General features: G+C 64.4%; 12 protein-coding genes. 7 read left to right on the top strand and 5 right to left on the bottom strand.

What is annotated here, in order from left to right:
• Positions 1-148 precede the first annotated feature (148 nt).
• On the bottom strand, positions 149-916 hold the full coding sequence (locus LOM8899_RS01970) for a sulfite exporter TauE/SafE family protein (protein ID WP_093990474.1): 768 nt from the start codon (positions 914-916) through the stop codon (positions 149-151).
• A 235-nt stretch (positions 917-1151) separates the two neighbouring features.
• Here LOM8899_RS01970 and LOM8899_RS01975 point away from each other — a divergent pair, with 235 nt between their 5' ends.
• The 3 genes from LOM8899_RS01975 to LOM8899_RS01985 all read left to right on the top strand — a co-directional run bounded on the left by LOM8899_RS01975 (position 1152) and on the right by LOM8899_RS01985 (position 3812).
• A complete protein-coding gene (locus tag LOM8899_RS01975) occupies positions 1152-1886 on the top strand; it encodes a metallophosphoesterase family protein (protein ID WP_093990475.1) in 735 nt (244 codons plus the stop codon).
• A gap of 85 nt (positions 1887-1971) precedes the next feature.
• Complete coding sequence (locus LOM8899_RS01980) at positions 1972-2583, top strand: Wzz/FepE/Etk N-terminal domain-containing protein (protein WP_133064961.1); 612 nt, start codon at positions 1972-1974, stop codon at positions 2581-2583.
• Positions 2556-3812 carry a polysaccharide biosynthesis tyrosine autokinase gene (locus LOM8899_RS01985; RefSeq protein ID WP_093990477.1) on the top strand — a complete coding sequence of 419 codons (1257 nt, stop codon included), beginning with the start codon at positions 2556-2558 and terminating at the stop codon, positions 3810-3812. Before LOM8899_RS01980 ends, LOM8899_RS01985 begins: the two co-directional genes overlap by 28 nt.
• 102 nt (positions 3813-3914) lie before the next feature.
• Here LOM8899_RS01985 and pcaF read toward each other — a convergent pair whose 3' ends face one another.
• The 3 genes from pcaF to LOM8899_RS02000 are packed head-to-tail and all read right to left on the bottom strand — an operon-like array spanning position 3915 to position 6510.
• On the bottom strand, positions 3915-5117 hold the full coding sequence (pcaF, locus tag LOM8899_RS01990; protein ID WP_093990478.1) for a 3-oxoadipyl-CoA thiolase: 1203 nt from the start codon (positions 5115-5117) through the stop codon (positions 3915-3917).
• Positions 5114-5791: a CoA transferase subunit B gene (locus LOM8899_RS01995; RefSeq protein WP_093990479.1), complete on the bottom strand. Its 678-nt coding sequence runs from the start codon at positions 5789-5791 to the stop codon at positions 5114-5116. The genes pcaF and LOM8899_RS01995 overlap by 4 nt, the downstream gene beginning before the upstream one ends.
• Positions 5788-6510 (bottom strand): 3-oxoacid CoA-transferase subunit A, encoded by a 723-nt coding sequence (locus tag LOM8899_RS02000; protein WP_093991365.1) that lies wholly within the window; start codon positions 6508-6510, stop codon positions 5788-5790. The genes LOM8899_RS01995 and LOM8899_RS02000 overlap by 4 nt, the downstream gene beginning before the upstream one ends.
• Before the next feature lie 90 nt (positions 6511-6600).
• Between LOM8899_RS02000 and LOM8899_RS02005 the strand changes: the two genes are divergently transcribed.
• Positions 6601-7377, top strand: coding sequence for an IclR family transcriptional regulator domain-containing protein (locus tag LOM8899_RS02005; protein ID WP_442345821.1), 777 nt, complete (start codon positions 6601-6603; stop codon positions 7375-7377).
• On the opposite strand, the gene LOM8899_RS02010 is transcribed toward LOM8899_RS02005, so the two are convergent.
• The gene (locus LOM8899_RS02010) at positions 7374-9020 is read right to left on the bottom strand and encodes a glycoside hydrolase family 13 protein (protein WP_093991367.1); all 1647 of its coding nucleotides are present in this window, start codon (positions 9018-9020) and stop codon (positions 7374-7376) included. The two genes, LOM8899_RS02005 and LOM8899_RS02010, sit on opposite strands and share 4 nt — an antisense overlap.
• Before the next feature lie 203 nt (positions 9021-9223).
• Between LOM8899_RS02010 and hisD the strand changes: the two genes are divergently transcribed.
• The 3 genes from hisD (at position 9224) to LOM8899_RS02025 (ending at position 12589) form a co-directional block, all read left to right on the top strand.
• Positions 9224-10534, top strand: a complete 1311-nt coding sequence (gene hisD / locus LOM8899_RS02015; protein ID WP_093990480.1) for a histidinol dehydrogenase — start codon at positions 9224-9226, stop codon at positions 10532-10534.
• A 54-nt stretch (positions 10535-10588) separates the two neighbouring features.
• On the top strand, positions 10589-11350 hold the full coding sequence (locus LOM8899_RS02020; RefSeq protein ID WP_093991368.1) for an SDR family NAD(P)-dependent oxidoreductase: 762 nt from the start codon (positions 10589-10591) through the stop codon (positions 11348-11350).
• Between the two features lie 108 nt (positions 11351-11458).
• Positions 11459-12589 (top strand): cobalamin-independent methionine synthase II family protein, encoded by a 1131-nt coding sequence (locus tag LOM8899_RS02025; protein ID WP_093990481.1) that lies wholly within the window; start codon positions 11459-11461, stop codon positions 12587-12589.
• Positions 12590-12657: the final 68 nt, after the last annotated feature.

Below are 12657 nucleotides of genomic sequence, written 5' to 3' on the forward strand. Positions count from 1 at the left end.
CTCAACCCTAGAAGTCGAAGTTGGCTCTGTCACCCTTTGAAACCGCGCCGATGTCGGATCGGTCGTTTCCTGCCGCATTCTGTCAATATATTGACGCGGATGGCGCAAAACACACCAGATGATGCGGTCTGGAATTCCTTACCTCACGTCAGGCTCCGACCCAGAGCTGCGCGATCCCGGTGAAGATCAGCCGGATCGACAGCAGAACGAGAATCACGTTGAGCGCCTGTCGAAACCCGGTGTCGCTCATCGAGATCAGCACCCGCCGCCCGATCACCGTTCCCAGAAACCCGGCCCCGATCATCGCCAGGATGAACAGCACCCACGGCCCGAAGGCAAAGCCCAACACCCCGAATGTCACGATCTTGAGCAGGTGCTGGCAGGTCATCAGGGTGGCGTGCGTGGCCACATGGGTCTGGCGCGGCAGGTTCAGCGATTTGACGAAGTTGGCGACGAACACGCCGGTCGCCCCGAAGAACATCGACAGAAAGCTCGACAGCGCCCCGATCACCAACCCCTGCCGCGACAGCCAGACGGGCGGGCTGCTCAGCACGCTGTAGATCACGAAGCCGCCGATGCCGATCTGCACGACCGCGGGCGGCAGGTTTATCGCCACCACCCCTCCGACCGCCACGCCCACCACGCTGCCTGCGACGAAGACGGCCACCGGGGGCCAATGCACATGCGCCCGCAGCAGCAGCGCCCGAAACAGGTTGGACCCCAGCTGCACCACCCCGTGCACCGGGATCAGGGCGGCCGGCGGCATGAGGCTTGCCATGACGGCCAGCAGCAACACGCCGCCGCCGATCCCGAAGGCCACGGTGACGAACGACCCGGCAAAGCTGGCCGCGAGCAGACCTGTGGCCACGAGCGGGTCGAACCCGTTGAAGACGATGTCGAAGACCGTGCCGAACATGTGCCCCACCCCTGCCGCCGATGCCCGCGCCTGCCCGGGTGATGGGCCAGTGCTGCACAGGGTGTCTTTATGCCCACGCCCAACCGCGCGGCAAGCCCGCCGCCCCTGCCAAAACCTTGCGAAAGGCGGAAATCTGCACTACCTCCACCGAAAATCTGCCGAATTCATAGGTATGTTACGGTATCGGCGTCTGCCTTCGGATGCCAAAGTGCAGCTTGAACGGGAACAACGCGCAATGCTCGGTCGTCTCTTTCGCTCTTTGCGGGCGCAGCCCTCCAAGGGCGTGTTTGGTCCCGTTGCCCCGGCCGAGCCGTTCTATGCGGTCGGCGACGTTCATGGCCGAAGCGATCTGCTGACCAAGCTCCTGAGCCAGTTCGATCCGGACACCCGGGTCGTCATGGTGGGCGACTACATCGACCGCGGCGATGAAAGCCGGGCCGTGCTCGATCTGCTGACGAACCGCCCCGGCACCGTCTGCCTGCGGGGCAACCACGAGCAGATGCTGATCGATTTCCTCTCCAAGCCCGCCGCGGCCGGTGCCCGTTTCCTGCGCAACGGCGGTTTGCAGACCCTCGCAAGCTATGGCATCGGTGGCGTTCTGCCGACCTCGGCCGACGACCTGCTCGCCGAAAAGGCCGCCCAACTGCACGAAGCGATGGGTGCGGAGACGGTCGATTGGCTCAGGGAGCTGCCCTATCAGTTCCAGTCCGGCAACGTGGTGGTCGTCCATGCCGGGGCGGATCCGAACGTGCCGATGGATTTGCAGGCTCCCCGGCATCTGATGTGGGGTCACAAGGACTTTCCGGCCAAAGATCGACAAGACGGCCTTTGGATCGTACACGGTCACACAATCGTGCCCCAAGTTGACATCGAACCCGGCCGCATTGCAATTGACACAGGCGCATATGCGACCGGCCGTCTTTCCGCGGTCTTGGTGAATGAGAGTGGCGCTCACGTGATCCAGGCGTGAGTTCCGGATGATGGTTTCGCCCGCATGATCAGGGCATTCGACAGGTGGGGCGCCCCCGCCGCCAGACGCTGCAAAGGAAGTCGCCTTGAATAACGCACAACCGGACCGGTCCGCCGCGATGAGAGCCGCCGTACCCGCCGCGTCGGACGACGAACTCGACCTCATCGGTCTGCTTCGGACGGTCTGGCGCGGCAAATGGTTCATCGCACTGTGCATGGTGATCGCCATGGCCATCGGCGGCTGGCAGACGTTCAAGGTCGCCGTGCCACTGTATTCCTCGACGGCGACCATGGTGTTGCGCATCAATCCGCTCGACGTGTTCAGCGTCGAATCCGTCCTGTCCGGCTTTTCCGGGGACGAGATCGGCATGAATACCGAGATGGAGGTGATCCGCTCCCGCGAGCTGATCGGCCGCGCGGTCGAACAGCTCGATCTGGTCAACGACCCTGAATTCAACCCGATGCTCAGAGACGCGCCGGTGTTTTCGCCGATCAATATCATCGGCGGCGTGGTCGATCTGGTGTTTGGCTCGGAAGAGAAGCTGCCCCCGACGGAGCAACAGATCTTCGACCGGGTGGTGACCAACGTCCGCGAGGCCGTGTCCGCCGAGATCGAGGAATACAGCTACATCTTCTGTGCGCCGCACAGGACCTCGACATCGAGGCCAAGGTGGCGGCCGCCGACGATGGCCAGCTGACGGCGCTCGCCGCCGCGATCGCGCGCGAGGATCAGGCCGCGGCCAGCGACAGCCAGGACCGGTTCAACCGGCGCTTTTCGCAAGTGCTGCTGCGGGCTCAGGCCGAGGCCGACCGGAACGCCGAAGTGGTCGAGAGCCTGAACGCCAGAACCCAGGATCTTTCCGAACAGTTCGAGCTTCAGTCGTCGGTTCTGGCGGATCTGCAAGAGATGGAGCGCGAAACTCAGGCGACGCAGGTGCTCTACGAGACGTTCCTGACACAGCTCAAGGAAACCAGCGTGCAGGAAGGCGTGTTCCAGTCCGACAGCCGGGTGCTGTCGCCCGCCCTGCCCGGAACCCAGATCGCGCCCCGCCCGGTGCGGGCCCTCGCCATGGCGCTGTTCATCGGCGCCATCCTCGGCACGACCATCGTTCTGATCCGGGAATTCCTGCAAAACACCTACCGCACCAGCGAGGATCTGGAAAAGAGCACCGGACAGGTCGTTCTGGGCCAGGTGCCGAAGATCCCGCGCCGTGGCCGGCGGCAAACCGTCAACTATCTCGTCGAAAAGCCCACCTCCGCGGCCGCCGAGGCGGTGCGCAACCTGCGGACCTCGGTGTTGATGTCGAACATGGATCAGCCGCCACAGATCATCATGTCGACCTCGTCCCTGCCCGGCGAAGGCAAGACGACGCTGGCGATTTCACTGGCCAACAACCTGGCCGGTCTGGGCAAGAAGGTGCTCCTCGTGGAGGGAGACATCCGCAAGCGGACCTTCGAAAACTACTTTGCCGACAGCAAGGGCCGGCCGGGCCTGATCGCCGTTCTGATGAACAAGACCCCCTTGTCCGAGGTGGTGATCCACGACGACACCCTCAACATCGACGTCCTGATCGGCGAGAAGTCGAGCGTGAACCCGGCGGACGTCTTCTCCTCGGATGCGTTCAAATCGTTCATGGGCAGCCTGCGCGAGAGCTATGACTACGTCGTGGTCGACACGCCGCCCGTGCTACTGGTGCCCGACGCCCGCATTCTGGCCCGCCACATGGATGCGGTGATCTACACCGTGGCATGGGACAAGACCTCGAAGACCCAGGTGCAGGAGGGGCTGCGCCAGTTCGCCTCCGTCGATATCGACATCACCGGCGTCGTCCTGTCGCAGATCGATCCCAAGGGGATGCGCCGCTATGGCTACGGCGGCAAATACGGCGCTTACGGCAGCAAGGGCCGGGGCTACTACGAAAACTGACCCGGACGGGCCGGACCTGCCATTCACTGGGTTGAAAATATCCCGGGGGGCGACGCGACCGATGGATCGGCGCGCCGCCTCGGTCGGGGGCAGAGCCCCCTTTTAGCCCACGCTTTCCAAGGCGATGGCGATGCCCTGCCCGACGCCGATGCACATCATCGCCAGCGCCTTTTGCCCCGGCTTGAGGTCGAGCGTGGCACTGCCGGTGATCCGCGCCCCGGACATGCCCAGAGGATGACCGAGCGCGATGGCGCCGCCGTTGGGATTGACCCGTGCGTCATCGTCGGCAATGCCGAGATCGCGCAGCGTGGCCAGACCCTGGCTGGCAAAGGCTTCGTTCAGTTCGATCACGGAGAAATCCGACTGGCTCAGCCCCAGTCGCGCCATCAGCTTTTTCGCCGCCGGAGCCGGGCCAAAGCCCATGATCCGGGGGGCGACCCCTGCGGTGGCCCCACCCAGAACCCGCGCAATGGGCGTCAGCCCATGCGCCTTGACCGCCGCAGCCGAAGCCACGATCAGCGCCGCCGCCCCGTCGTTGACCCCGGAGGCATTGCCTGCGGTGATCGACCCGCCTGCCCGCGCGAAGGCTTTCAGCTTGGTCAGGTCTTCGATCGTGGTCTGCGGACGGGGATGCTCGTCCTCGGACACGACGACCGGGTCGCCCCGCCGTTGCGGAATGCTGACGGGCGTGATCTCCCGCGCCAAGCGCCCGTTTGCCATCGCTTCGCCGGCCTTGTGCTGGCTGCGCAGCGCAAAGGCGTCCTGGTCTTCGCGGCTGACATTGAAATCCTCGGCCACGTTCTCGGCCGTCTCGGGCATCGAGTCGACGCCGTATTGCGCCTTCATCACCGGATTGACGAACCGCCAGCCGATCGTGGTGTCATGCACCTCGTTGGCCCGCGAAAACGCCTGCGTGGCCTTGGGCATCACGAAGGGCGCACGGCTCATGCTTTCGACGCCGCCCGCGACGATCAGATCCGCCTCGCCGGCCTTGATCGCCCGCGCCCCCGCGATCACCGCGTCCATGCCCGAGCCACAGAGCCGGTTCATCGTGGTCCCCGGCACCGTCTCGGGATAGCCGGCCAGCAGCGCGCACATCCGCGCGACGTTCCGGTTGTCCTCGCCCGCCTGATTGGCGCAGCCATAGATCACCTCGTCGATCGCCCCCAGATCGAGACCGGGGTTCCGTTCGGCCAAGGCCCGCAGCGGGATCGCCCCGAGGTCGTCGGCCCGCACCGAGGACAGAGCCCCGCCGAAACGCCCGATGGGCGTGCGGATATAGTCGCAGATATAGACGTCGTTCATTGCTCAATCTCCGGGACGATCAGATCGGCCACCTGGCCTTGGGTGTGCAGCGGTGCGCCGGTGAGCGATTGCAGCTCGTCCATCGACAGCCCCGCCAGTTTCTCACGCAGCACGAACCGCCCGTCCTCGATATCGACGACGGCGAGCGAGGTATAGACCCGCGTGATGCACCCGACCCCGGTCAGCGGGAAGGTGCAGCGCTCGACGAGCTTGGGTTTGCCGTCCTTGGTGGTGTGATCGGTGATCACCGCGACCCGCTTGGCCCCGTGCACGAGATCCATCGCGCCGCCCACGGCGGGCACCCCCTTGGAGCCGACCCGCCAATTCGCAAGATCGCCGTTCTGCGCGACCTGATAGGCCCCGAGCACCGCCAGATCGAGATGCCCGCCCCGCACCATCGCGAAACTGTCCGCGTGATGAAAGAACGACGCCCCCGGCTTGAGCGTGATCGCCTTTTTGCCCGCGTTGATCAGATCCCAGTCTTCCTCGCCCTGCGGCGGTGCCTTGCCAAAGCCCAGCACCCCGTTTTCGGTGTGATAGGTGATGTGCCGCCCCGCGGGCTGAAACTTGGCGATCATCTCGGGAAAGCCGATGCCGAGATTGACATAGGCGCCGTCTTCGATGTCTTGCGCTGCCCGCCATGCGATCTGGGCGTTGCTGAGTTTGCTGCTCATGCGTAGACCTCCCCGGCGCGGATCAGCGCCTCTTCCTGTTGCGGGTTTGGCACTTCGATCACGCCGTCGACAAAGAGACCGGGGGTGATCACCTGTTCCGGGTCGATCCCGCCCGGTTCCGTCAGCGTCGAGACCTGAGCGACGACCTTTGCGGCGGCCATGCACATCAGCGGATTGAAGTTCCGTCCGGCCAACCGGTAGGTCAGGTTGCCGTGGGTGTCGCCGAGCTCGCCCTTGACGATGGCGAAATCCGCCTTGAGCCAACGTTCCAGCACGTAGGGCCGACCGTCGAATTCCTGAATTTGCTTACCCTCGGCCAGTTCGGTCCCATAGCTCGTGGGCGTGAAGAAAGCCGGGATCCCCGCCCCTGCCGCCCGGATCCGCTCGGCCAAGGTGCCTTGCGGAACGAGGTCCAGTTCGATCTCGCCGGCGAGGTATTTCTCGGTGAACGCCCGCGGATCGGAGGACCTTGGGAAGGAGCAGACCATCTTGCGCACCATGCCCGCGTCGATCATCGCGGCGATGCCGATCTGGCCGTTGCCCGCGTTGTTGTTCACGACCGTCAGATTGCCCGGGCTGCCGGTCGCCTTGAACCGGTCGATCAGCGCGTGGATCAGTTCGATCGGCGCCCCCGATCCGCCAAAGCCGCCGATCATCAGCACGGCGTTGTCTTCGATATCGGCCACGGCCTCGGCCAGTGTGGCAATCGTCTTGTCCATAGACTCCCCCTTTTGCGGTTTGGCCTGCCTTAGCCCGGATCGCGGCTTGATCAGAAGCGAAATGTGCGGATAGTGATATTTGTTCAATAAATGAAACGGAGCGTTCGCATTGTGAACAGGAGCACCGATCACCTCGGATCATTCGCCAAGGGTTTGCGGGTGCTGGAGTGCTTTTGCGCCGAGACCCCGCGCCTGTCGATTGCGGATGTGGCCGCCCGGACAGGGCTGGACCGCGCCACGTCGCGCCGCTGCCTGCTGACCCTGCACCACGAAGGCTATGCCGAGTATGACGGTAAGTTCTTTACCCTGACCCCTCGCGCCTTGCGGTTGGGGATGAGCGCGCTGGCCGCCCTGCCCTTGCCGCAGATCGTGCAGCCTTGGCTGGATCAGCTGAGCGAGCAGATCGGGCAATCCTGCTCCGTGTCGGTGCTGGACGGAACCGAGATCGTCTATCTGGCCCGCGCCGCCCAGCGTCGGGTCATGTCGATCGGACTGATGCCCGGGTCGCGCCTGCCGGCGCATTTCACCTCGATGGGTCGTGTGCTGCTGGCCGCCCTGCCCGAAGCGCAAGCGCGGGCGATTATCGACGCGTCGGACCTGACGCCGCGCGCCCCCAACAGCGTCACCGACCCTGAAGAGATCATGGCCCGCATCGCCCAGACCCGCAGGCAGGGCTATTGCCTGATCGATCAGGAAATGGAGGCGGGCTTGCGCGCCCTCGCGGTGCCGATCCTGTCGGCGCGGGGCGAAACGGTTGCGGCGCTCAACATCGGCATGGCCGCGCTGCACGCCGACCCCGAGGAGATGGTCACCGCCTACCTGCCCGCCCTGCGCAATGTGCAGGCCGGGCTGGCGCGGATGCTTTAGGACGTTATTTCGATGGCGAAGGCCTCGAACGGGGCCAGCGTGATCCGGCCGGACACCTCGTCGCGCGGGGCGAGGTTGCTGATCAGGCAGGTGCCTTTCCCGGCCAGCCCGTCCGGCACGTCGAACATGACCGGCTCGCCGGTGAAATTGGCCAGAACGGAGAGCCGCACGCCCTCATGGGTGCGGGCATAGGCCACGATGTGGGGATGATCCTCGGCAAGGGCCTCGAACCGGCCAAGGGCGATGACCGGATGATCCCGCCGCAACTGGATCAGCTTGCGGTAATGCGCAAATACCCCGTCGTCGCGGGCGCGGTCGGCCTCGACGTTGATCTCGGCGCTGTTGGGATTGACCTCGATCCACGGCGTGCCGCTGGTAAAGCCGGCCTGATCGCCGCCTGTCCATTGCATCGGCGTGCGGGCGTTGTCGCGGCCGTTGGCATTGGCACCTGCGATGAAATCCTCGGGCGTGACCCCCATCTCCATCTGATCGGCATAGATGCCGAGCGTTTCCACGTCGCGATACTGTTCGATCCGCGAAAAGGCGGCATTGGTCATGCCGATCTCTTCGCCCTGATAGATGAACGGCGTGCCCTTCATCAGATGCATGACCGTGGCCAGCATCTTGGCGCTTTCGACCCGGTAGCGCCCGTCGTCGCCGTATTTCGACACCTGCCGTGGCAGATCGTGGTTCGACAGGAACAGCGAATTCCAGCCGTCGTCCTGCAAGGCGCGTTGCCACGCGAACTGCACCGCCTTGAAGGTCGCCAGATCAAAGGGCTTGGGCTTGAATTTGCCAAGAACGTCGTCCTCGAACGCGATGACGTGGTTGAATTGGAACACCATGCTCAACTCGCCCCGGTCCCGCCCACAATAGAGCAGCGCGGTATCGGTGCTGACCGACCAGCTTTCGCCGATGGTCACCACGTCGCGCCCGGCCAGCGTTTCGCGGTGCATTTCTTGCAGAAACTCGTGCAGATACGGGCCTTCTTCAAAGATGCCGGCGTCGACGTCCTTGCCGATCAGGCTGATCACATCCATCCGGAACCCGGCGATCCCTCGGTCGAGCCACCAGTTCATCATGTCGTAAATCTCGGCCCGAAGTGCCGGGTTCTGCCAATTGAGATCGGGCTGTTCGGGGCTGAAGAAGCCGAGGTAGTAGCGGCCGACGTTCGGCTCCCACGTCCAGACGGAGCCGCCGAAACAGGCACGACGGTCCGACGGTGGCCCGTTTTGCGGGCCGGGGTCGCGCCAGATGTAATAGTCGTGCTCGGGGGCGTCGCGCGAGGCGCGGGCCGCCTCGAACCAGTGATGCTCGGAGGAGGAGTGATTGACCACAAGGTCCATCACGATCCCGATGCCCCGCGCGCGGGCTTCGCGGATCAGCCGGTCCATATCCGCCAGCGTCCCGAATTCGGGCGCGATCGTTCGGTAGTTCGAAATGTCGTAGCCATTATCGGCCATCGGCGATCCGTAGACCGGCGAAAGCCAGATAAAACCAATTCCGAGTTCCGCGAGATGATCCAGCTTGGAAATGATCCCCGGAATGTCGCCGATCCCGTCGCCGTTGCTGTCGCAGAAGCTTCGGGGATAGATTTGATAACCGGTGCTGGTCTGCCACCAAGCCGGTGCAGTCTGTGTCATGGCATGCCCTCCGTATCGGGGATTCGGTGCGATCAGCGCCGAGGTAGACCGTTGCGACCTTGTGTGAAACCCCGCCATGTCCGCAAATCGGGGACTTTGCCTCGGATCGCGCTTGGTATACCGTCGAGATGAAATGATCGACCGATAAATACAGAGGCGATGTCTGCCTCCGGTTCGACCCACACCGGCGCAAGGAGACCGACATGGCCATCACACATCTAAAGACTGCCAAGCCCGAGAGCGAGCGCGCCGAGGACGATGCCAAGGTCCGCGCCGTGGTCGAATCGACACTGGCCGATATCGAGACCCGTGGCGATGCCGCGATCCGCGAGCTTTCTGCCAAATTCGACAAATACGAGCCGGTCGAGTTCCGCCTCGGCGCGTCCGAGATCGAGGCGGCCATGTCCAAGGTCAGCGCCCGCGACATGGAGGACATCAAGTTTGCCCAGACCCAGATCCGCCGCTTTGCCGAAGCCCAGCGCGCCTCGATGACCGATATCGAGGTGGAGACCCTGCCCGGCGTGATCCTCGGCCACAAGAACATCCCCGTGCAATCGGTCGGCTGTTACGTGCCGGGTGGCAAGTTCCCGATGGTCGCCTCGGCGCATATGTCGGTGCTGACCGCCAGTGTGGCGGGCGTGCCGCGCATCGTGGCCTCTGCCCCACCGGTGAACGGCGCCCCGCATCCGGCCATCGTGGCCGCCATGCATATGGGCGGAGCGCATGAGATCTACGTGCTGGGCGGAATGCAGGCCGTCGGCGCCATGGCCATCGGCACCGAGACGATCGAGCCGGTCCATATGCTCGTCGGCCCCGGCAATGCCTTTGTCGCCGAAGCCAAGCGCCAGCTTTACGGTCGTGTCGGCATCGACCTGTTCGCCGGCCCCACCGAGACGATGGTGATTGCGGACGACACCGTGGATGCGGAGCTGTGTGCGACCGACCTGTTGGGTCAGGCCGAGCACGGCTATAACTCGCCCGCGGTTCTGGTCACGAATTCGCGCAAGCTGGCCGAGGCGACGCTGGCCGAGATCGACCGCCTTTTAAGGATCTTGCCCACGGCAGAAACCGCCAGCGTATCCTGGCGCGACTATGGCGAGGTGATCTTGTGCGACACCCATGACGAGATGCTCGCCGTGGCCAACGACATCGCCTCGGAGCATGTGCAGGTGATGACCGACCGCGACGATTGGTATCTGGAAAAGATGCAGAGCTATGGCGCGCTGTTTCTGGGCCCCCGCACCAACGTGGCCAACGGCGACAAGGTGATCGGCACCAACCACACCCTGCCCACCAAGAAGGCGGGTCGCTATACGGGCGGCCTCTGGGTCGGCAAATTCCTGAAAACCCACAGCTATCAGAAGGTTCTGACCGACGAGGCCGCCGCCATGGTCGGTGAATACGGCTCGCGCCTATGCATGCTGGAAGGCTTTGTCGGCCATGCCGAGCAGTGCAACATCCGGGTGCGCCGCTATGGTGGGCGCAACGTGCCTTACGGTGAAGCGGCGGAGTAGACCTCAGCCCGACCCTTCGGGGAGAGTTTTTTGGCCAAGATGAAGGAGAAGACAGTGACCTTACCCAGAACGCCTTCTTTTCGGTTGGACGGCAGGCGCGCGCTTGTAGCGGGTGCGTCGTCGGGTATCGGCCTTGGCTGTGCGGTCGCCTTGGCGGAGCAGGGCGCGCATGTCGTCTGTGCCGCCCGCGGTGCGGAGCGTCTGGCCGAGGTGGTGGCCGAGATGACCGCGGCGGGATTTAGCGCCGAGGCCATGGTCCTCGACATCGCGGACGTGCCGGCGATGGAGGCGGCGCTCGGCGGGCAGGTGTTCGACGTGGTCGTGAACTCTGCCGGGTTGGCCCGCCATTCGCCCGCCGTGGAGACCACGACCGCCGATTACGACATGGTCATGGGCGTGAACGTGCGCGGCGCGTATTTCCTGTCGGCAATCACCGCCAAGGCGATGATCGCCGCTGGCACCAAGGGCTCGATCATTCATATCAGCAGCCAGATGGGCCATGTGGGCGGCATCGATCGCGCGGTCTATTGCGCGTCGAAACATGCGCTGGAAGGCATGGTCAAGAGCATGGCGATCGAGTGGGGCCCGCATCAGATCAGGGTCAATACCCTCGGCCCCACCTTTATCCGCACCCCGTTGGCGGAGCAGACCCTGGCGATCCCCGAACGCAGGGCCTGGATCGAGGGCATGATCAAGCTCGGCCGTGTCGGCGAGATCGAGGATATCATGGGGGCCGTGGCCTATCTCGCGTCGGACGCGTCGGCCCTCGTGACCGGGAGCGCCCACCTCGTCGACGGCGGCTGGACGGCGGATTGACCGCAGCGCCCCATCGCTCACCGCCATAGCGAGCATGGCCGCCTCGCAAGGCGCGTGCTCAAGCTCACCGGACGCCCTGCCCGGCGACAGCCCATCAAAGGAACCGCCATGACCACGATACGGACGACGCACGTAGGCTCTCTGCCCCGCAGTCAGGAGGTCGTCGACTTCATCTTTGCCCGCGAGCGCGGCACCCCGTATGATCCGGCCGCCTTCGATGCCGCGATGGCAAGCGCCGTGTCCGAGACAGTGCGGCGGCAGGTCGCCGCCGGCGTGGATATCGTATCGGACGGTGAAACCTCGAAGATCAGCTATGCCACCTATGTCAAGGACCGCTACACCGGCTTTGGCGGCGACGGCGTTCGCAACACTCCGGCCGACCTCAAGTTGTTTCCCGGCTATATGTCCCGTCTGTCGAAGGACGACCGCAACCCCCGCTATGCCCATCCCAAATGCATCGGCGAAGTCCGTTCGCGCGGCCAGGAAGAACTGAAAAAGGACATCGCCAATCTACGGGCGGCGATGGCCGAACATGGGGTGGAGCGCGGCTTCATGAATGCGGCGAGCCCCGGTGTGATCTCGCTGTTCTTGCAGAACGACTACTACAAGACCCGCGAGGCCTATCTGGCCGCTTTGGCCGATGCCATGAAGGAGGAATACGAGACGATCGTCGCCTCCGGCCTTGATCTGCAGCTGGATTGCCCCGATCTGGCGGTGTCGCGTCATATGATGTTTCCGGACCTGACCGACGCCGAGTTCGTGACCGTCGCCCGGACCCATATCGAGGCGCTCAATCATGCGCTGGCCGATATTCCGCCCGAGCGTGTCCGGGTCCATATCTGTTGGGGTAACTACGAGGGGCCGCATGTCTGCGACATCCCGATGGCCAAGATGTTCGACACATTGATGGCCGCCCGCGCCCGCTATGTCCTGTTCGAGACGTCGAACCCCCGGCACGGCCACGAGTGGACCGTGTTCCGCGACAGGGCCCGCGACATTCCCGACGACAAGGTTCTGATCCCCGGCGTCGTCGACACCACGACCAACTTCGTCGAACATCCCGAGCTGGTCGCACAGCGCATCGAGCGGTTCGTGGATATCGTCGGTGCGGACCGTGTGATCGCCGGCTCGGATTGCGGGTTCGGCACCTTCGCCGGATACGGCGCCGTCGATCCCGAGATCGCCTATGCCAAGCTGGCGGCGATGGCCGAAGGTGCCGGACTGGTGCGGGCGCGCTGAGGGGTCGGCCGGGAGGTGGCTGCCCGGCCTGCATTGACAGGCCCTCCCCCCTTGTCGACTATTCGGTC

It is taken from the genome of Flavimaricola marinus (genome assembly GCF_900184895.1).
Taxonomy (GTDB): domain Bacteria; phylum Pseudomonadota; class Alphaproteobacteria; order Rhodobacterales; family Rhodobacteraceae; genus Flavimaricola; species Flavimaricola marinus.